Source organism: uncultured Maricaulis sp. (genome assembly GCF_947259345.1).
Lineage (GTDB): Bacteria > Pseudomonadota > Alphaproteobacteria > Caulobacterales > Maricaulaceae > Maricaulis.
On record NZ_CAMYLS010000027.1, the window covers coordinates 53668 to 72928 of the forward strand.

Here is a 19261-nt window from a genome sequence, read left to right on the forward strand (position 1 = left end):
TGCAACCTGAAAGAGGTGTCCCGATGCCCAAGGTGACCCCACGCGGCCCCAATCCGATTGATATTCATGTCGGATCCCGTGTCCGGCTGCGGCGACAGCTACTCAAGATGAGCCAGGAAAAGCTGGGCGATGAGCTCGGTGTGACCTTTCAGCAGGTTCAGAAGTATGAGCGCGGAGCCAATCGCGTCGGTGCCAGTCGGCTCTATCGCCTGTCACGCGTGCTCGATGTGCCGATCCAGTTCTTTTTTGAAGGCCTGGGCGGTGCGACGGCGGCTTCCGGCATGGCAGAGGGTGACCAGACACCCATCGTCTATGACTTCATTCAAAGCAGTGATGGCGTATCGCTCGCGGAATCCTTCTCGCGCATCAAGGACGGCAAGGTTCGGCGGCGCGTGCTTGAGCTGGTCCGGACGCTGGCATCTGAAGATCTGGCCGATGCGTCCTGAGCGCTGACTTTCCCGGTGCAAGCCGCGCCGGAAAACGCTAAACCCGCGCCCCATGACGCACGAAACGCCTGAAAAACCCGCCTTCCGCCTGTTTGGCCGCTCCCAGGGCAAGCCTCTGTCGGCCCGTCAGCAAGGCCTGGTCGATGAGCTTCTGCCGCGCATCAACCTGCCGGAGACAGGGGTGATCGACCCACAGGCGCTGATGCCCGATTGCGCCGAACAGGCGCTCGAGATCGGCTTTGGCGGCGGCGAACATCTGGTCGCCCAGGCGACGGCGCATCCCGAGATCGGCTTTATCGGGATCGAGCCCTTTCTCAATGGTGTCGCCAAGGCTCTGACCGGTGTCGACGCGGCGGGCCTGACCAATGTCCGGTTGGTGCGCGAGGATGCGCGGGAAATCCTGCCGCGCTTCGAGACGGCCTGTTTCGACCGCATCTATCTGCTTTTCCCGGACCCCTGGCACAAGAAGCGCCATGCCAAGCGCCGTTTTGTCCAGCCGGAGACCCGGGATCAGTTCGCGCGTCTGCTAAAGCCGGGCGGGTGTCTGCGGATCGCGACCGATGTCAAATCCTATGCCGATCACTGCATGGCCGAGCTCATGGGCGATGCGCGCTTTGTTTGGCAGGCGAACTCGGCGGATGATTGGCGCATCCCGCCTGCCGATCACATCACCACGCGATACGAAACCAAGAATCTCGGCGACTGCGCCCCGGTCTTCATGGACTTTCTCAGGGCGTGAAGCGGCGGGGGCCCGCCCAGCGGTCAAGCCGTATGGCGCGACCCGCCGTTGAGATGCCTTGCCAAACGCCTCGATGAAGCGTATGTACGGGCTATCAAATGTTCGATTGTATCGGATGATACATTCGAGCGGTCGCCTTCGGCGGCCGCTCTTTTTTGTTTCTGCTGACGGGGCCCCAGCCTTGAAGACCAAGTCGCCACAGGATGATCGCATTCTCGCTCTCGCTGAGCCGGTTGCTGCCGAGCTCGCGCTTGAGGTTGTGCGGGTGCGGATCATGTCCGGCAAGCGGCCGCGACTGCAGATCATGGCGGACCGTGCCAATGGTTCCGCCATCGAGGTTGAGGATTGCGCCCGTTTCTCGCGTGCCCTGTCCGACGTGTTCGAGGTCGAGGACCCGATCGCCGGCGAGTATGATCTGGAAGTCTCCTCGCCCGGCATTGATCGTCCGCTGACCACGCTCGCGCACTTTGCGCGCTGGGAAGGCAATGAGGCGAAGATCGAACTTGATCGCCTGGCCGAGGGCCGCAAGCGCTTTCGCGGCATTTTGGCCGGTGTCGAGGACGACAATGTCGGTCTCGACATGGAGGGCGAGGACGAGACCACGATGATCCCGTTTGACTGGATCCTTGAAGCCAAGCTGGTTTTGACAGACGCCTTGATCGAGGCGGATTTGAAAGCGCGGGGCGCCAGCTCCGCGACGACTGAAGGAGACGAATAATGTCGCTTTTCAACGCAACGGGGATCACCCGATGAGCATTGGTGTCAGTGCAAACCGTCTGGAATTGCTGCAGATCGCACGTGCGGTCGCGGCAGAGAAATCCATCGATGAATCGATCGTGATCGAGGCCATCGAGGAAGCCATCCAGAAGGCTGCGCGCTCCCGCTATGGAGCCGAGAATGACATTCGCGCCAAGATCGACCCGAAAACGGGCGAGCTGTCGCTGACCCGCAACATGACCGTTGTGGAAGAGGTCGAGAATGAGAGCCAGGAGCTGACCCTCGCCGACGCCAAGAAAATCGACAAGGCCGCGGAGATCGGCACCGTCTTCTCCGACGAGCTGCCGCCGATCGAATTCGGTCGCGTTGCCTCGCAGACCGCCAAGCAGGTGATCACGCAGAAAGTGCGTGAAGCCGAGCGCCAGCGTCAGTTCGAAGAGTACAAGGATCGTGTCGGCGAAATCATTTCCGGCATCGTCAAGCGGGTTGAGTACGGCAATGTGATCATTGATCTCGGTCGCGCCGAAGGCATCATTCGTCGCGCCGACGGCATTCCGCGCGAAAATCTGCAGAACAATGAACGCGTCCGCGCCTACATCTATGATGTTCGTGAGGAAGTCCGCGGTCCGCAGATATTCCTGTCGCGGGCCCATCCGGACTTCATGGCCGCCCTGTTCGCGCAGGAAGTGCCCGAAGTCTATGAAGGCATCATCGAAATCCCGTCTGTCGCTCGCGACGCGGGTTCTCGCGCCAAGATCGCCGTGATCTCCAATGACGGGTCGATCGATCCGGTCGGCGCCTGTGTCGGTATGCGCGGTTCGCGCGTCCAGGCCGTGGTCTCCGAGCTGGCCGGTGAGAAGATCGATATCATCCCGTGGTCCGACGACCCGGCGACCTTCATCGTCAATGCCCTGCAGCCGGCGGAAGTCGCCAAGGTCGTGCTCGACGAGGAAGACCAGCGCATCGAAGTCGTGGTGCCGGATGAGCAGCTTTCGCTCGCCATCGGTCGCCGCGGCCAGAATGTGCGCCTTGCCTCCCAGCTGACCGGCTGGTCGATCGACATCCTGACCGAGGAAGAAGAGTCCGAGCGTCGTCAGAAGGAATTCGCCGAGCGGACCCAGCTCTTCATCGCGGCCCTTGATGTCGACGAAGTCATTGCCCAACTCCTGGCCACGGAAGGCTTCACTGACGTGGAAGACCTTGCCTATGTCGATCTCGGCGAAATTGCCGCTATTGAAGGCTTTGACGAGGACACGGCAGAAGAAATCCAGGCCCGCGCTCGTGACTATCTGGACCGCTTGGCTGCCGAGCAGGACGCCAAGCGCAAGGAGCTGGGTGTCGAGGATGCCGTGCTTGAGGTCGAGGGCGTGGAACTCGCCATGACCGTCAAGTTTGGCGAAAGTGACGTCAAGACGGTCGAGGACCTGGCCGGCCTGGTCACCGATGACCTGCGTGGCTGGTTCGAGACCAAGAATGGCGAGCGTGTGCGTGAGCCGGGCATTCTCGAGGACTTCAACCTGTCCTCTGAAGATGCCGAGATGATGATCATGCGCGCGCGGGTTAATGCCGGCTGGATTTCGGAAGAAGACCTGCCGCAGCGTGACGTCGTCGAAGAGGAGGTGGATGAAGCCGCCGCAGCCTTCGACGTCGAGAACATGGATCTGGCGGCGCTGGAAGCCGAAGCGGAGGCCCTGGGTCTCGACCTCGACGCCGAGCTGCCGGAAGAGGGCGAGGAGGCGAAGGCTGACTAACCCTCGGGCCAGCCTGTCCAGGGAACGGCGCTGTGTGGCCAGCGGAGAGGTTCGCGACGAAGCGGCGCTGATCCGGATGGCCCTCGGCCCGGGCCAACAGCTGGTTCCTGACCTCGCAGCGAAGCTGCCCGGGCGTGGGGCCTGGGTCAGTGCGCAGCGGGACCTGATAGAGAAGGCGGTCAAGAAATCCGCCTTCAACCGGGCCTTCGGGTGTCCGGTGACAATGCCGGAAGACCTGCCAGGCCTGATCGAGGCCCAGCTGGTCGAGCGCGCGCTGAGCCTTCTCGGTCTGGCGCGCCGCTCCGGAGACCTGGCCCTGGGCTATGACGCGGTGCGTCTGGCGCTCAAGGCCGGCAAGCCCGCTTGGCGCATCGAAGCGTCAGACGGGGCCGAGGATGGCCGGTCCAAACTGGACCGACTGGCCTTTGCGGCCTGGGGCGATGTCCCGGTCGCTGGATGTTTCACGGCGGAAGCCATCGGCATTGCGACAGGTCGCAGCCCGGTGGTCCACGCCAGCATGTCGGTGGGTTCGCAAGCGCGGGCTTTCACGACTGTGATGGGGAAGCTTTCGGGCTTCCGGCCGCTCGTCCCGCAAGGCTGACGTGCGGAGATTGCCGCGATAGCGGTTGATATCGGCCTTGAGCTGGCTAGTTTAGCGAGCCATCAGGCCGGGCAGTGGTTTGAACAGTGCGGGTTTCCGGCATTCGGCTACCGGAAGACCCCGCGGAACGAAAGCCGATTTGGAAGGCTCGTATGAGCGACGCAGACGACAACAACTCCTCCGGCCGCCGGCCGCTCTCTCTGAAACGCTCCGGCGGTGGCACCGTGCAGCAAAGCTTTGCACGGGGACGCTCCAAGGCAGTCGTGGTGGAGAAGAAGCGCAAGCGCGTGGCTACGCCCGCCAAGGATGGCGGTGCGGGTGGCAAGCAGTCTGGCAATGCCAAGGGTGGTGAATCTGCCCTTGCGGCCAAGGCGCGCCAGCTCGGTCTGTCCGAAGAGGAACTCGTCGCGCGCCAGCGGGCCATCGCCCGGGCTCGCGCTGAAGCTGCCGACCGGGAAGCTCAGAAAAAGCAGGCTGACGCCGAGATGCAGCAGCGTGCTGCCGATGAGCGTCGTCAGCTGGAGGAGCAGCGTGAACGCGCCGCCCGCGAAGTCGAGGAAGCCGAAGAGGCGGCCCGCCGCGCTGCCGAGGAAGAAGCGCGTCTGAAAGCGGAAGCCGAAGAGGCCAAGGCCGCCAAGGAAAGTGGACGCAAGCGCGATGACGAACCGCGTCGCCGCCCGGCGGCCAAGGATGACAAGCGCGCACCGGAGGCGTCGCCAATGGCGGATCCCGCCAGCGCGCTGGAAGCGCTTGGTGGCCGTGTGAAGCGCAAGGGCGGAGGCGCTGGTCCCGGACCAGCTGCCAAGCAGCAGCCGGCGCGGGCCAAGACCGACAATCGCCGTCGCGGCAAGCTGACCATCCAGAATATTTTGGAAGGCGATGAGGAGCGGCAGCGCTCACTGGCCTCGGTTCGCCGTGCCCGCGAACGTGAAAAACAGCGTCGTCAGGACACGTCCGGCGGTCGCGAGAAGATCGAACGTGAAGTCATCGTGCCGGAAGCCATTACCGTGGCCGACCTGGCCAACCGGATGGCCGAGCGCTCGGTCGATGTGATCAAGTATCTCATGAAGCAGGGCCAGATGGTCCGCGTAAATGATGTCCTGGATGCCGACACTGCCGAACTGGTGGTCGAGGATTTCGGTCATATCGTCAAACGCGTCTCGGAAGCGGACGTCGAAGAAGGCTTCATCGCCGATGATGATGCGGACGAGGCAAAAGTGCCGCGCGCACCGGTCATCGCCGTCATGGGCCATGTTGATCACGGCAAGACGTCTCTGCTGGACGCACTGCGCTCGACCGATACCGCATCGGGCGAAGCCGGCGGCATCACGCAGCACATCGGCGCCTATCAGGTGCAGCTGAAGGGTGGCGAGAAGATCACCTTCCTCGACACGCCAGGCCACGCCGCCTTCTCGGCCATGCGTTCACGCGGAGCCATGGCCACCGATATCGTGATCCTGGTTGTGGCCGCCGATGACTCGGTCAAGCCACAGACCATCGAGGCAATCAATCATGCCAAGGCGGCCGGAACGCCGATCATCGTCGCGGTCAACAAGTGCGACAAGCATGAAGCCAACCCGCAAAAGGTCCTGACCGACCTGCTGCAGCACGAAATCGTTGTCGAAGCGATGTCGGGTGATGTGCAGTCGGTCAATGTCTCCGCCAAGACCGGCGACGGGCTGGACGAGTTGACCGAAGCCATCAACCTGCAGGCCGAATTGCTCGACCTGAAGGCCAATCCGGAGCGCAGCGCCGAAGGCATCGTGATCGAAAGCCAGGTCGACAAGGGCCGCGGCCCGGTCGCAACCCTGCTGGTCCGTCGTGGTACGCTCAAGCGTGGCGACATCCTTGTCGCCGGCGCCCAGTGGGGCCGCGTGCGTGCCCTGGTCAATGAACGCGGCCAGCAACTCGACGAAGCGGGGCCCTCGGTCCCGGTCGAAATCCTTGGTCTAGCCGGTGCGCCGGATCCGGGTGAGGTCTTCGCTGTTCTCGACAGCGAATCCCGCGCTCGCGAGATCGCCGACTACCGTCAGCGCAAGGAGCGTGAAGCCTCCGGTGCATCCTCGTCCACGGGCGCCTCGCTCGAGCAGATGATGGCGCGCCTGAAGCAGGATGCGACTCAGGAAATGCCGTTGCTGATCAAGGCAGACGTGCAGGGTTCGGCCGAGGCTATCAAGCAATCGCTTGAAAGCATCGGCAATGACGAAGTCCGTGCCCGCGTGGTCCATGCGGCTCCGGGCGGCGTCAATGAAAGCGATGTTCTGCTCGCCAAGTCGTCGGGTGCACCCGTGTTCGCCTTCAATGTGCGCGCCAACAAGCAGGCGCGCGCACTGGCCGAACGCGAGCATGTCGAAATCCGCTATTACTCGGTGATCTATGATGTGATCGACGATGTTCGGAATACGATGGAAGGCATGCTGGCGCCGGAGAAGCGCGAGAACTTCATCGGCTACGCCGAGATCCTGGAAGTCTTCAATATCACCAAGACCGGCAAGGTGGCCGGTTGCCGCATTACCGAAGGCACCGTCAAGCGCGGCTGTGGCGTTCGCCTTCTGCGCGACGACACAGTGCTGCACGAAGGCAAGCTCAAGACGCTCAAGCGCTTCAAGGATGAAGTGCCTGAGGTCAAGGCGGGTACCGAGTGCGGCATGGCGTTTGAGCGCTATGAAGACCTGCAGAAGGGCGACCAGATCGAGTGCTTCGAGGTGATCGAGGTGGCGCGCAAGCTGGAAGCCTGATCCGACGGATCAGTCGAGAACAAGAAAGGGCGGCCCGAACGGGCCGCCCTTTTTCGTGCGGACAGGCGGGAGGGCGTGCGCCGCAATCAGTGATCAGTCGGGGCTGCGATCAGGCCCTGCTCGGGCGTCGCGTAATTGGCGAAGTCTTCATGGCGGACGATGAGGCCATCTTGCACGGTGATCACGCTGACCTGCTCGGAGCGCCAGCGGAAGTGTTGGCCTTCGGTCTGGGTCGGGTAGAGCGCGTTGACGTGACCGATAAAGACCACACGGCTGTTTGATGTGTAGACTTGGTCCCATTCGAAGCCGAGTTCGATCGGCTGATACGTGTCGACGAATTCGCGCAGCAACCCGATCATCGCTTCGCGCCCGTCATCGGACAGACCTTCAAATCCATATTCTTCGGACTCCGCCGTTGGATCACGAAAGGCAACATCCTCGGCTAGCATGGCAGCCATCGCGTCCAGCTCGAGGTCGGAATAATGCGCCATATAAGTGCGCGCGACCGCTTCCGCGCTAGCATTGGCCTCGCCTTGGGCAAGGGCGGTTGTCGGGACCAGAAGCAGCGCGGCGGCGCAGGTCAGCCCGGCGAGTACAGAATGTGATTTCATGAGGCTCAAGCTCCAATGCACAAGGGGGTCAGGCCGGTGACCCGGGGATTTTGGCTCGGGCAGTAGGTCCCCGAGCCACCGGCCCGGTCCAGGCAGGGGGCACACACCCTGCTCGGACCATCTCGAACAGCAGCCAGGGCTGCTCGTAACTGATCAGTGAGGGACCGCAATGCGGCTGGCGCCATTGAAGTCGGTATAGTCGCGATGCTCGGCCACACGACCGTCCTCGACCGTAATGATGGTTGTGATGGGATAGCGGAAGGCCTGTGCGTTTTCGCCTTCGCCGTAGATCACGTCGATATGGCCATTGAAGATGACGCGCCCGGATGCCTCATAGCTGCGGTCAACCGTGTAGCGCCCGTGATTGATCCCCCAGGCGCTAACGCCGGCGGTTATGGCCTCGGGGCCGCGCCACTCAATCCGGTCTGTGACCATGTCGATATTAAAAGATGTCGGATCAATGAAGACCGTGTCTTCAGTCATGAGCGCGGTCATGACCGCAAAGTCCTGGCTGGAATAAGCGTCGAGCCAGGCCTCGGCGACGGCGCGCGGCGTCTCTTCATGATGATCAGCGGCAGCAGCGGCAAAGCCGGTCAGGCTGCCGGCCAGAGCCAGCGAAAGCGTTGTCAGTCGAACCATGATTGTCGTGTGTCCTGAAAATATCCCGGCCGCCCTCGTCAGGCGGCGTGTGGCGTCGAATAGCGCTGGGACGGCCGCCGCGGTAAAGGGCCGGTCATGCTCAAAGTGACGAGCGCGGGAGGTCGAGGGACGAATGGGGGCTTCCGGGCGGGTCTTGCATCGCCCGGCCAAGGAGCGTACACCCGCGCGCCTCGCTTCCGCCGGGATGGAGAATTGGATGGCCCGCCGCAAGACCCAGACGCCGAAAGGCCCGAGCCAGCGCCAATTGCGCGCCGGTGAACTCGTCCGTCATGCCCTTGTCGGCATCCTGACGCGCGAAGAGCTGCGCGATCCGGACCTGGAAGGCCAGTTGATTTCCGTCACTGAAGTGCGCCCAAGCCCGGATTTGCGGGTGGCCAAGGTTTATGTGGCACCGCTCGGCCGTGGCGATTCCGCCAAGCTGGCCTCAGGCCTGAACCGGTGCGCCGGCTTTCTCCGTGGACGCCTGGGCCGTGAGATCGAGATGAAGTTCACGCCGGAGCTGCATTTCCACCCGGACAATTCCTTCGATACGGCCAGCCATGTCGACGATCTGCTGAACCGCCCGCAAGTTCGTCGTGACCTTGATGCGGACGAGGATCACGACGGCGAGGCCGAAGACTAGTTTCCGGTCGTCTCCGCTTCTGCGACCGGCAAAGGCGGCAGGTCCGTGCGCTCGAGGCGGTAGCTCCGTCCTTCTCCGGTGAGCCCTGCCTGGTTTGCCGTGATGGCGGCCACCCGCCCGGCTGCATCGCGCTCCAACGTCATATCGGTATTGAAAAGCCGCCAGTTGAAGGTGTCGATCCCGGTTGGCGTGAGGTAGAAACGCCAGTCACGTTCCGTCAGAACCAAGTCCAGCCCGCCCTCGGTCTGCATGAGCGCAACCGGGCCGAACGGGCTTCCTGAATAGGTGCCGACGGCTTCCAGATGGCCAGAGGTCAGGCGATCGGTGGCGGGCCGGCTGGCGGCTGGCGCCACGGGGCGACCCAGCACCAGCGCGTGCAGGACATCCCGGATTTCCCAATTGGGATAGGATTCAAGGCTGGTTCCATAGGCGATCGCGATGTCGCGTCCGGGCAGGACCGAAATTCCGGCACTGTATCCGGGCACCGAACCCTGGATGGTGTAGATTGTTTCGCCGCCCGATTGCTCCACACTCCAGGAGCCGACCATCTGGCCATCCGGCTCGAACAAATCGATCCGGCGACTCGCGACCGCATCCGCCAAATGTATCAAGTCCCCCATCGGCGCGACCAGGCCGGACGCCCCAAGGGCGGGCGTGTCGGTCATCGGCGCGCGCAGATCGAGCGGGAGCGGGCCTGCGGTATAGCCGGTTGGAACGCCCGGGAGCGCGGACCCATCGGCGCGCATGATCCGGCTGTTCTGCATATCCAGCGGTATCAGGAATTCAGTCGTCAGCAAGGTTTCGAAGCGTGCGTTGACGGCGCGCTCGATGATCACGGCGAGCAGGCCGTAGCCCACATTGGAATAAGCATAGCCATGCGGCCCAGCGGCAGGCGCCGGCTGGTCGGCCAGCCAGGTAATGAGCGTGTCACTCGCACCATCGGCGAGCGCACCCGGCGGCACATCGCGCGGCAGTCCGGCGGTATGGTTCAGAATGTCGCCGATCCGGACCGTCTCATAGCCGACGAGTTCCGGGACGAAGCGCGATACGGCCATGTCGGGTGACAGGCGGCCCTCATCGACCAGTCGGCGAGCCATGGCCGCGGTCAGGCTCTTGGTGATGGAACCGGTCGGAAAACGGGCCTGGGCCGTCATCGGCTCACCGGTGACCCAGTCGGCATACCCAAAGGTCAGGGCGATGGGCAGGTCTGCGCCCGCGCGGATCATGATGACGCCGGAGAAGTCGCGGGAGTCCACAAGCGGCTGGAACCAGTCGCGCACGCGTTCGTCCAGCGGACGTGTCTCAGCGGGCGACTGAGCCGCGCTCTCGATCATGAGGCCAAGCGTCAGGCCGAGCACAGCAAGCGCGGTTCTAAACATGCGAAACTCCCCGGTTCGGTTTCCACACCTAGGTGCTTCGCCCGAAGCCAGCAAGCCTGTAACCCTTGCCTTGGCGGTGCCGATCCGATAGGCCCGCCCCTCCCGCGGACGGGTCCGATCCCCGCCGCCAGATGGAGACTGATATGGGCCGACGCCGCAAGGGCGAGGACATCCACGGATGGGTGATCCTGGACAAACCGCTCGACATTACCTCAACCCAGGCCGTTTCGGCTGTCCGGCGCCTCTTCAACGCGAAGAAGGCCGGGCATGCCGGAACGCTCGACCCGCTGGCCTCCGGCATCCTGCCGATCGCGCTGGGTGAGGCCACCAAGACGGTGCCTTTCGCCGTCGAAGGCTCGAAAATCTACCGCTTCACCGTGCGCTGGGGCGAGCGGACGACGACGTTGGACCGGGAAGGCGATATCATCGCGACCAGCGATGTCCGTCCCGGTCGCGAGGCGATCGAGGCGGTCCTGCCGGATTTCATCGGGGATATCCAGCAGGTTCCGCCGGCCTTCTCCGCGATCAAGGTCGATGGCGAGCGCGCCTATGATCTGGCTCGTGGCGGGGAAGATGTGCAGCTCGAAGCGCGCGAGGTCCATATCGAGGATTTGCGCCTTCTCGACTGTCCGTCAGAGGATATGGCGGTGCTGGAAATGCGTTGTGGGAAAGGCGCTTACGTCCGTTCACTGGCGCGCGACATCGCCTTCGCCCTGGGCACGGAAGGCCATGTTGCCGCCCTGCGCAGAATTCGCGTCGGCGGATTCGCCGAAACGGAATCCACAAGGCTGGACGTTTTGGAAGAAATGGCCCATAAGGGCGCCGCTTCGGAAGCTCTGCTCCCGGTTCAGACCGCGCTGGACGACATCCCGGCGCTGGCCGTTACCGACGAGGAAACCTTCCAGTTGAAGCTAGGACGTCCGATCGTCCTGCTCCCGCGTCAAGCGCAAGAGCTGAAGGCGCAGCGCCGACCCCGTGAAATTGCGGGCAAGGACTGTACCTTTACCGCTTTGGCTCTTTGCGACGGTGTGGCAGTGGCGCTCGGAGACGCGAGAGCAGGAAAATTCCAGCCCTCGCGTGTTTTCAACCTCACACCCTGACATCAGGGTGTCGACATAACGAGTTTAGGAGAACCCGATGTCGATTACGCAAGAGCGCAAATCCGCGCTGATCGCTGAACATGCCCGTGGCAAAGCCGACACGGGATCGCCGGAAGTGCAAGTGGCCATCCTCACAACGCGGATTGCCAATCTTACCGAGCACTTCAAGACCCACAAGAAGGACAACCACTCGCGTCGCGGCCTTCTTAAGATGGTCTCCCAGCGCCGCCGGCTTCTCGACTACGTCAAGAACAAGGACGTGGCCCGTTATCAGGCTCTGATCGAGAAACTGGGTCTGCGCCGCTGATCCGCGACGCCATCCGTACGAAAGACGATATGTTCGATATCCAGAAAGAAACGATTGAGTGGGCAGGTCGCCCACTCACCATCGAAACCGGGCGGGTCGCCCGCCAGGCTGACGGCGCCGTCATGGTGTCTTACGGCGAGACGACAGTTCTCGCCACCGCCGTCGGCGTCAAACAGGCCAAGCCGGGAGTCGATTTCTTCCCGCTGACGGTCAATTATCAGGAAAAATACTTCGCAGCGGGCAAGATTCCCGGCGGTTTCTTCAAGCGTGAAGGCCGTCCGACGGACAAGGAGACGCTGACGTCGCGCCTCATCGACCGTCCGATCCGTCCGCTGTTCGTCAAGGGCTTCAAGAATGAAGTCCAGGTGATGCTCACCGTCCTGTCGCACGACCTTGAAAACGATCCCGACATTGTCGGCATGATCGGGGCCTCTGCGGCGCTGGTCCTGTCCGGTCTTCCCTTCATGGGTCCGATCGGCGCGGCTCGCGTTGGCTACAAGGACGGCGAATACATCATCAACCCGCCTTGTGACGAGATGGAAGACAGCGAGCTCGATCTCGTCGTCGCCGGTACGCAGGACGCGGTCATGATGGTGGAATCGGAAGCCAAGGAGCTTTCCGAGGACGTCATGCTCGGCGCCGTCATGGCAGGCCACGCGGCCTTCCAGCCGGTGATCGACATGATCATCAAGCTCGCCGAACGTGCGGCCAAGGAACCCTGGGATTACGCCCCGGCTGATCATTCTGCCGAGGAAGCCAAGGTTCGTGACCTGATCGGTGACGATCTGGCCAAAGCCTACACCATCGTCGACAAGACCGAGCGTTATGCCGCGGTCAATGCGGCGAAGGACAAGGCCATCGAAGCCCTGCTCCAGACGGAAGACCGTCCGGACGGCATCGAGATGACGGTTCTCAAGGACGTCATGAAAGCGGTCGAGAGCTCCATCGTTCGCGGTGGCATCATCAAGACCGGCAAGCGTATCGATGGCCGCGCCCTCGATCAGGTCCGTTCGATCGTGTCTGAAGCCGGCATCCTGCCGCGGACGCATGGTTCGGCCCTGTTCACGCGTGGGGAAACCCAGGCCCTGGTCGTTGCGACCCTGGGCACGGGCGAAGATGAGCAATTCATCGACGCCCTGACGGGAACCTATAAAGAACGCTTCATGCTGCACTACAATTTCCCGCCCTATTCGGTCGGTGAGACGTCTTTCCGTCTCGCTCCGGGTCGTCGGGAAATCGGCCACGGCAAGCTTGCCTGGCGTGCGGTCAAGGCGGTCCTTCCGGCCAAGGAAGACTTCCCCTACACGATCCGTCTGGTCTCCGAGATCACCGAGTCGAACGGCTCGTCCTCGATGGCCACGGTCTGTGGCGCTTCGCTGTCCATGATGGACGCCGGCGTGCCGATCACCCGTCCGGTCTCTGGCATTGCCATGGGCCTGATCAAGGATCCGGAAGGCGTTGCCGTTCTCTCCGACATCCTGGGTGATGAGGATCATCTCGGCGATATGGACTTCAAAGTGGCTGGTACCACTGAAGGCGTCACCTCGCTGCAGATGGACATCAAGATCGCCGGCATCAACGAGGAGATCATGAAGACAGCCCTGGCCCAGGCCAATGGCGGTCGTCTGCATATCCTCGAAGAGATGGGCAAGGCGCTGGGCGAAGCCCGCACCGAGCTCGGCGAGTTCGCGCCGCGTATCGAGACCATCACCATTCCGACCGACAAGATCCGCGACGTGATCGGTTCGGGCGGCAAGGTGATCCGCGAGATCGTGGAAACGACCGGTGCCAAGGTCGACGTCAATGATGACGGCGTGATCAAGGTGTCGTCCTCGGACGGCGCGTCGATCAAGGCCGCCCTCGACTGGATCCACGGCCTCACGGCCGAGCCGGAAGAAGGCAAGGTCTACAAGGGCAAGGTCGTCAAGGTCATGGACTTTGGTGCCTTCGTGAACTTCTTCGGTCCCAAGGACGGTCTCGTCCACGTGTCCCAGCTCAAGGCTGAACGCGTGAACCATCCGTCCGACGTGGTCGCTGAAGGCCAGGAAGTCTACGTCAAGCTCCTCGGCTTCGATGATCGCGGCAAGGTTCGCCTGTCGATGAAAGTCGTCGACCAGGAAACCGGCGAAGAGATCAAGAAGGAAGAAGAAGACGCTGAATAAGCGATCTGCTTCGATCGACTGATCAAGAAAGCCCCGCCGGAGTGATCCGGCGGGGTTTTTCGTGCCCGCTACGCAAGATGAGGAACACACGTTATAATCCGTTGCAGGCCCGACACGCGTGGCTGCTTGGCGGAGGATTGAGGGTGAACTGGACGATTGCTGACTTTCTGGTCGCGGGCTGTTTGCTGGCGGTTCTGGGGTCGGGGGCCTGGTGGGTCGCGCGCCCCGGTCGGCCCTGGTCTCGTCGCCTTGCCGATTTCGGCATGATTGGAAGCAATGTCCTGCTGATCTGGATCAATGGCGCTGTGGGTGTGATCGGGACCGAGGACCAGGACGCCAACCTTCTTTATCTCATCCTGCCGGTGTTCGGGATAGCGGGCGCCGCTGCGTCGCGCTGGACCCGACGCGCTCGTTATCTGGCCAGCCTGGCGTCGGCGATGGCCATGGTTCTGATTGGCGGTTTGGCGCTGGCCTTTGGCTGGGGAGAGGGCGGCGCGCGCTGGCCGGTGGATGTGCTGAGCGTGACAGCTGTCTTCACCGCCGGATTTCTGTTTGCGGCCTGGCTCTACCGTCAGGCAAATCAGGCGGAGTTCGTTCAGGCGGCGTCCAGCCGGGCGCGATAGCGCCGACTGCCGGGGATTTGCGCGCCGGTATCCAGGGTGATGGCGACATCGCCCTCGCCGGTCGGGGCGATCTCGGTGATGGCATCGCGATTGACCAGCCAGGAGCGGTGGACCCGGACGACATCGATGCCGGCATCGGCCAATTGCCGTTCCAACTCGGTCAGGGTGGAGCGGGCGAGGTGCTCGCCGCCGGCCAGGCGGATCTCGACATAATTCCCGGCCGCCTGGGCGGCGCGAAATTCATCGGCCGCGATTCGCAGGGTACGGCCGCCGCATTTCAGGGTCAGGCGATGAGAACTGCGCGCCTCGGCCCGGGCGGCCTCGACTTCCAGTCGCCGCATCTGCAGGGCCAGTGAGACCGCCATGATGATCTGATAGCCCGCATAGGTGCCAATATCCTTGCGCGCCTCATAGACGATTTCCCGCCATGGGGCGTCATGGAAGAACTCGTAGTCGCTCTCATAGGCAAAGGCCCAGACCCCTTCCCGGATCAGCACCATGCCCAGTACATGCAGGCTGGTATAGGCGAGGAAGCCCAGCAAATGCCAAGGCAGGGAGGTCAGCCAGCGACCGGGTTCCAGGGGGGCGCGCAATCCCAGCCACATCATGGCCGGCACCATGAGTGCCGTCATGATGATGCTCGAGCCTTCCGTAACCCAGGCAAAGAAAGGGGGTGCGTCACGTCCGTCTCGGGCGAACTCGGTGTCTATGGACAAGGAGGCGATGATCCAGAACGCCAGCAGGCTGAGCCAGGCGAAGCGGCAGGCCAGCCATAGCGCCCGCCGTTCGGCGGCGCGGGCGCGGTCTCGATCAAAGGGACGCGTGTCGCTCATGTCCGGATGCTCGCTCACGGTCTTACAAACCGCAAGCGGGACGTCAGCCGCTCATCCCCGCTCGCCGCCGCTTGACACTGAGCTGCAGCCACTGGCCCCGCCGGACTGCCTGTGGTCCCCGGGTGCTGGCGTGAAGCGGACGGCTGCATGACAGGTGTCTGCACTTGAGGAGTGTTGCCATGACCCACGAAGCCGCCCGACAAACGCATACCCTATCAGCCTCGTCCCGACATTTCGGTGTCGACTGGTTGCGGATCGGGGTCTTCTTGCTGTTGATCGTCTATCACACCGGCATGTTCTTCAATACGGAAGGCTGGCATGCCAAGAGCCTCAACGCGAATGACGCGATGGAGCCCTTCATGTGGCTCTCCAGTCCCTGGCGCCTGCCGCTGCTTTTCCTGATTTCCGGCATCGCCATCCGCTTCCTCTCCGACAAGCTGGGAAGTGGCCGTTTCGCCGCTGATCGGGCCTGGCGGCTGTTTCCGGTCATCCTGTTCGGCATGTATGTGATCGTGCCGCCGCAATCCTATTCCGAGCTGCGTATTGCCGGCCTGATCGAACCGGGCTGGTGGGACTTCTATCGCCAGTATGCCGGCGAGTGGGCGGGCCCGTGGGCGCTGCACACGCCGACCTGGAACCATCTCTGGTATGTCGTTTATCTCTTCGTTTATTGCCTGCTCCTGGCGCCGCTTATTCCGCTGCTGCGCAGGCTGGCGGACAGCGCGGCATTGCAACGGGCGGGTCTGGCCGCGGCCCGCAATGGCCTGGGACTGGCCGGTCTCATTATCCTGCCGCTCCTGCCCTTTCTTCTGGTCCGCTTTACCCTCGCCGACCAGTTTCCGACCACGCATGACCTGGTCGAGGATTGGGCCAATCACGCCAACTCCCTGACCATGGTGCTGATCGGTTATTTCCTGGCCAAGAATGACGGGCTCTGGCGTGCGATTGATCGGGCTCTGCCGGTCGCTGCAACGCTGACCGCCGGTCTGCTCGCCTATCTCTTCTGGGCCTATACCCATATCGATTTCGTGGTGTCCGAGCCGGCCCTGCTCTGGATCGCGCGGATCGGCCGGATCGTCTTCATGTGGTCGATCATCTTGACCCTTCTGGGTGCGGCGCGCCGCTGGCTGGACCATGACGGCCCGATCCGTCGCTATCTCACTGCGGCGGTCTTCCCCTGGTATATTCTGCATCAGACCCTGATCGTGTCGGTCGGCTTTGCGATCCGCGATGCGGGCTTCGGGGTCTGGACGGAATTCCTGCTCATCGAGGCGGCCACGATTGTCGGCTGCGTAATCGGATTTGAGGTCCTGCGCCGGATTCCGGTGCTGCGCCTGGTCATGGGCATGAAGGCGTTGGCGCCTGCGGTGACGACCGAACCGGCCCAAGGAGCCGCCAGGCCGGCGGCCGCCGGTGAGACATTACAAAAACTTTAGACGAAACCGCGCCGCGTCCGCCTATCTTTCCGAACAAATATATCGGGGAGTTCGTGATGTTGAAATCGATGATGAAAACCGGCCTCAAGGCCGGACTGGGACTGGTGGCGGCTTCGGCCTTCTGGGTTGCCCCGGTCGCGGCGCAGGAGCCCTACCGCCTGCCACCCCAGGACATCATCGATATCGTCGACGCGGCACCGTCGCCCTGGACCTCGCTTTCGCCGGCGCGCGACACGCTTTTGCTCATGCATCGCGAGGCCCTGCCGCCGGTTGCCGAACTGGCCCGTCCGATGGAGCGCCTGGCCGGGCTTCGCCTGGATGCGACGCTGAATGGGCGTCATGGTCCGCGCTCGGTGGTTGGCCTTTCCCTGATGGATCTGGAGAGCGGTGAGGAGCGCCGGGTCTCGCTGCCGGATGATGCCGGGATTTCCTACACAAGCTGGTCGCCGGACGGGTCGCAGATCGCCTTTGTGATGACGCGCAATGACGCGCTCAGCCTGTGGGTGGTCGATGTCGAGCGGGCCCGCGCCCGAGAACTGGTCGATAGCGGCATCAATGCCGTCTTCTCGCCGATTGACTGGATGCCGGATGGCGACAGCCTGCTCGTCAGCCTTGTGGATCCGGACCGCGGTGCCATGCCGGAGCGTCCGCGTGTGCCGGTCGGTCCTGTCACCCAGGAAGCCAGTGGCTATGAAGCGCCGGTGCGGACCTATCAGGATCTGCTGACCGATGATCATGACGCCGCCCTCTTTGCCTGGCTCGCCACGAGCCAGCTGGCCGTCGTCAATACCAGCGGCCGCACGCGGGTTCGCGAGCTCGGCGAGCCGGGCCTGTATTATTCCGCTTCTCCGGCGCCGGGCGGGGAGTATGTCCTCATCGGCGAGATGGAACAGCCTTTCTCCTACCAAGTACCCTGGTCGCGTTTTCCGGACCGGGTCTTCGTGATCGACATGGACGGTGATGAAGTGGCGACGATTGCCCGTCAGCCCCTGGCCGACAATGTACCGATCGGGGGCGTGGTCACCGGTCGCCGCTCGGTGAGCTGGCAGGCCAGTCATGCCGCCCGCCTGACCTGGGCGGAAGCGCTCGATAATGGCGATCCGCGGGTTGAAACCGATGAGCGCGACAGTGTCTGGGCGCTCGAAGCTCCGTTTGACGGTGAGCCGATGGAAATCCTGCGCACCGAGGATCGCTATTACGGCACGCAATTCACCACGGAAGGCCAGCTCGGCTTTTCCATGGAGTATGATCGCGATACGCGCGTCATTCGCCGCTGGCTGGTTGATTTTGCCGATCCGTCGGTCGAGCCGCGCCTCGCCGAGGAACGTAATTATCAGGACAGCTACGCCAATCCGGGCAGTGCGTTGAGCGTTCGCAATGAATTCGGCCGCAGCGTCGTCGGCGTCCATGATGGCTATATGTACATGGCCGGTGACGGCGCCACGCCGGAGGGCGACCGCCCCTTCCTCAACCGGGTCAATTTCGAGACGTTCGAGACGACGGAAATCTGGCGCAATAGCGGTGAGAATTACGAAGAGATCATCGGTCTCACCGCGCCGGATGGCTCGGCCTTCCTGACCAGCTGGGAAGACCCGGTGACCCCGCCGAATGTGCGCTGGCACCGCGCCGGTGAAGCGATCGCCCAGATCACCGATTTCGAAAATCCCCACCCGCAGCTCAATGAGATCAGCCGCGAGCTGATCACCTATGAGCGCGAGGATGGCGTGCCGCTCTCGGCGACGCTCTACCTGCCGGCCGGCTATGAGGAAGGCGACACCCTGCCCGTCCTCGTCTGGGGCTATCCGCTGGAATACAACGACACCTCGACGGCCGGTCAGGTCTCCGGCTCGCCCTACGAATTCACCCGTGTCGGCGGGACCAGTCCGCGCTTCCTGGTGACCCAGGGCTATGCGCTGCTGGAAAACGCCACCATGCCGATCGTCGGAGATGACCCGGAGACGGTGAATGACACTTTCATCGAACAGCTCGTCCTGTCGGCGGAAGCTGCGCGTGATGTGACGGTGGAGATGGGCTTTGGCGATGGCGAGCGTCTGGCGATCGCCGGCCACTCCTATGGCGCCTTCATGACCGCGCATCTTCTCGCCGCCTCGGACGTCTTCCGCGCCGGTATCGCCCGCTCGGGCGCCTATAACCGCACCCTGACGCCCTTCGGCTTCCAGTCCGAACGCCGCACCTTCTGGGCGGCACCGGAGACCTATTTCGAGCTCTCGCCCTTCATGCATGCCGACCAGATCAATGAGCCCATGCTGATTATCCACGGCCAGATGGACAATAATTCCGGCACCTACCCGATGCAGTCCGAACGCATGTTCGCCGCCGTCAAAGGCAATGCCGGCACCGCCCGCCTGGTCATGCTCCCCTATGAAAGCCACGGCTATCGCGGCCGCGAGAGCATCCTCCACGTTCTGGCCGAAAGCATCGACTGGCTGAACCGCTGGGTGATGCCGGTTGAGGATCCGATGGGGGAGGAGGAGGCTGCGGCGGAATAATTCTGCTGAGCTTGCAATCCAAGCCG

General features: G+C 63.0%; 17 protein-coding genes. 13 read left to right on the forward strand and 4 right to left on the reverse strand.

Features of this window, described 5'->3' with window-relative positions; all coding sequences use genetic code 11:
* The first annotated feature begins 23 nt into the window (after nt 1-23).
* The 6 genes from Q0X62_RS11810 to infB all read left to right on the forward strand — a co-directional run bounded on the left by Q0X62_RS11810 (nt 24) and on the right by infB (nt 6992).
* The gene (locus Q0X62_RS11810) at nt 24-446 is read left to right on the forward strand and encodes a helix-turn-helix transcriptional regulator (RefSeq protein WP_297735890.1); all 423 of its coding nucleotides are present in this window, start codon (nt 24-26) and stop codon (nt 444-446) included.
* A gap of 52 nt (nt 447-498) precedes the next feature.
* Nucleotides 499-1185, forward strand: a complete 687-nt coding sequence (trmB, locus tag Q0X62_RS11815) for a tRNA (guanosine(46)-N7)-methyltransferase TrmB (RefSeq protein WP_297735893.1) — start codon at nt 499-501, stop codon at nt 1183-1185.
* Nucleotides 1186-1366: 181 nt separating this feature from the next.
* Nucleotides 1367-1903 (forward strand): ribosome maturation factor RimP, encoded by a 537-nt coding sequence (gene rimP, locus Q0X62_RS11820; RefSeq protein WP_297735897.1) that lies wholly within the window; start codon nt 1367-1369, stop codon nt 1901-1903.
* Between the two features lie 31 nt (nt 1904-1934).
* Nucleotides 1935-3653 carry a transcription termination factor NusA gene (nusA, locus tag Q0X62_RS11825; protein WP_297735900.1) on the forward strand — a complete coding sequence of 573 codons (1719 nt, stop codon included), beginning with the start codon at nt 1935-1937 and terminating at the stop codon, nt 3651-3653.
* A 13-nt stretch (nt 3654-3666) separates the two neighbouring features.
* On the forward strand, nt 3667-4254 hold the full coding sequence (locus Q0X62_RS11830) for an RNA-binding protein (RefSeq protein WP_297736485.1): 588 nt from the start codon (nt 3667-3669) through the stop codon (nt 4252-4254).
* Between the two features lie 152 nt (nt 4255-4406).
* A complete protein-coding gene (gene infB, locus Q0X62_RS11835) occupies nt 4407-6992 on the forward strand; it encodes a translation initiation factor IF-2 (RefSeq protein ID WP_297735903.1) in 2586 nt (861 codons plus the stop codon).
* An 86-nt stretch (nt 6993-7078) separates the two neighbouring features.
* Here infB and Q0X62_RS11840 read toward each other — a convergent pair whose 3' ends face one another.
* Together Q0X62_RS11840 and Q0X62_RS11845 are read right to left on the reverse strand one after the other, a co-directional pair.
* Nucleotides 7079-7603, reverse strand: a complete 525-nt coding sequence (locus Q0X62_RS11840; RefSeq protein WP_297735905.1) for a nuclear transport factor 2 family protein — start codon at nt 7601-7603, stop codon at nt 7079-7081.
* Between the two features lie 153 nt (nt 7604-7756).
* Nucleotides 7757-8242, reverse strand: a complete 486-nt coding sequence (locus Q0X62_RS11845; RefSeq protein ID WP_297735908.1) for a nuclear transport factor 2 family protein — start codon at nt 8240-8242, stop codon at nt 7757-7759.
* A 217-nt stretch (nt 8243-8459) separates the two neighbouring features.
* Between Q0X62_RS11845 and rbfA the strand changes: the two genes are divergently transcribed.
* Nucleotides 8460-8885, forward strand: coding sequence for a 30S ribosome-binding factor RbfA (rbfA, locus tag Q0X62_RS11850; RefSeq protein WP_297735911.1), 426 nt, complete (start codon nt 8460-8462; stop codon nt 8883-8885).
* Here rbfA and Q0X62_RS11855 read toward each other — a convergent pair.
* Nucleotides 8882-10264, reverse strand: a complete 1383-nt coding sequence (locus Q0X62_RS11855; protein WP_297735915.1) for a serine hydrolase — start codon at nt 10262-10264, stop codon at nt 8882-8884. The two genes, rbfA and Q0X62_RS11855, sit on opposite strands and share 4 nt — an antisense overlap.
* Before the next feature lie 143 nt (nt 10265-10407).
* On the opposite strand from Q0X62_RS11855, the gene truB reads away from it, so the two are divergent.
* The 4 genes from truB (at nt 10408) to Q0X62_RS11875 (ending at nt 14456) form a co-directional block, all read left to right on the forward strand.
* The gene (gene truB / locus Q0X62_RS11860) at nt 10408-11364 is read left to right on the forward strand and encodes a tRNA pseudouridine(55) synthase TruB (protein ID WP_297735918.1); all 957 of its coding nucleotides are present in this window, start codon (nt 10408-10410) and stop codon (nt 11362-11364) included.
* A gap of 37 nt (nt 11365-11401) precedes the next feature.
* A complete protein-coding gene (rpsO, locus tag Q0X62_RS11865) occupies nt 11402-11671 on the forward strand; it encodes a 30S ribosomal protein S15 (protein ID WP_291843872.1) in 270 nt (89 codons plus the stop codon).
* 29 nt (nt 11672-11700) lie between these two features.
* Complete coding sequence (gene pnp / locus Q0X62_RS11870) at nt 11701-13833, forward strand: polyribonucleotide nucleotidyltransferase (protein WP_297735923.1); 2133 nt, start codon at nt 11701-11703, stop codon at nt 13831-13833.
* A 143-nt stretch (nt 13834-13976) separates the two neighbouring features.
* Nucleotides 13977-14456 carry a hypothetical protein gene (locus tag Q0X62_RS11875; protein WP_297735926.1) on the forward strand — a complete coding sequence of 160 codons (480 nt, stop codon included), beginning with the start codon at nt 13977-13979 and terminating at the stop codon, nt 14454-14456.
* Here Q0X62_RS11875 and Q0X62_RS11880 read toward each other — a convergent pair.
* The gene (locus Q0X62_RS11880; RefSeq protein ID WP_297735928.1) at nt 14429-15289 is read right to left on the reverse strand and encodes a LytTR family DNA-binding domain-containing protein; all 861 of its coding nucleotides are present in this window, start codon (nt 15287-15289) and stop codon (nt 14429-14431) included. The two genes, Q0X62_RS11875 and Q0X62_RS11880, sit on opposite strands and share 28 nt — an antisense overlap.
* A 179-nt stretch (nt 15290-15468) precedes the next feature.
* On the opposite strand from Q0X62_RS11880, the gene Q0X62_RS11885 reads away from it, so the two are divergent.
* Together Q0X62_RS11885 and Q0X62_RS11890 are read left to right on the forward strand one after the other, a co-directional pair.
* A complete protein-coding gene (locus tag Q0X62_RS11885; RefSeq protein ID WP_297735930.1) occupies nt 15469-16725 on the forward strand; it encodes an acyltransferase family protein in 1257 nt (418 codons plus the stop codon).
* Between the two features lie 56 nt (nt 16726-16781).
* Entirely contained in the window at nt 16782-19235 is a 2454-nt protein-coding gene (locus tag Q0X62_RS11890; protein ID WP_297735932.1) for a prolyl oligopeptidase family serine peptidase, read from the forward strand.
* The last annotated feature ends 26 nt before the right edge of the window (nt 19236-19261 follow it).

Excerpts from the sequence above, each read along its gene's own strand:
- Q0X62_RS11810 (WP_297735890.1), top strand. The coding sequence starts at position 24 with ATGCCCAAGGTGACCCCACGCGGCCCCAATCCGATTGATATTCATGTC.
- trmB (WP_297735893.1), top strand. The coding sequence starts at position 499 with ATGACGCACGAAACGCCTGAAAAACCCGCCTTCCGCCTGTTTGGCCGC.
- nusA (WP_297735900.1), top strand. The coding sequence starts at position 1,935 with ATGAGCATTGGTGTCAGTGCAAACCGTCTGGAATTGCTGCAGATCGCA.
- infB (WP_297735903.1), top strand. The coding sequence starts at position 4,407 with ATGAGCGACGCAGACGACAACAACTCCTCCGGCCGCCGGCCGCTCTCT.
- Q0X62_RS11840 (WP_297735905.1), bottom strand. The coding sequence starts at position 7,603 with ATGAAATCACATTCTGTACTCGCCGGGCTGACCTGCGCCGCCGCGCTG.
- Q0X62_RS11845 (WP_297735908.1), bottom strand. The coding sequence starts at position 8,242 with ATGGTTCGACTGACAACGCTTTCGCTGGCTCTGGCCGGCAGCCTGACC.
- rbfA (WP_297735911.1), top strand. The coding sequence starts at position 8,460 with ATGGCCCGCCGCAAGACCCAGACGCCGAAAGGCCCGAGCCAGCGCCAA.
- Q0X62_RS11855 (WP_297735915.1), bottom strand. The coding sequence starts at position 10,264 with ATGTTTAGAACCGCGCTTGCTGTGCTCGGCCTGACGCTTGGCCTCATG.
- truB (WP_297735918.1), top strand. The coding sequence starts at position 10,408 with ATGGGCCGACGCCGCAAGGGCGAGGACATCCACGGATGGGTGATCCTG.
- rpsO (WP_291843872.1), top strand. The coding sequence starts at position 11,402 with ATGTCGATTACGCAAGAGCGCAAATCCGCGCTGATCGCTGAACATGCC.
- pnp (WP_297735923.1), top strand. The coding sequence starts at position 11,701 with ATGTTCGATATCCAGAAAGAAACGATTGAGTGGGCAGGTCGCCCACTC.
- Q0X62_RS11880 (WP_297735928.1), bottom strand. The coding sequence starts at position 15,289 with ATGAGCGACACGCGTCCCTTTGATCGAGACCGCGCCCGCGCCGCCGAA.
- Q0X62_RS11885 (WP_297735930.1), top strand. The coding sequence starts at position 15,469 with ATGACCCACGAAGCCGCCCGACAAACGCATACCCTATCAGCCTCGTCC.
- Q0X62_RS11890 (WP_297735932.1), top strand. The coding sequence starts at position 16,782 with ATGTTGAAATCGATGATGAAAACCGGCCTCAAGGCCGGACTGGGACTG.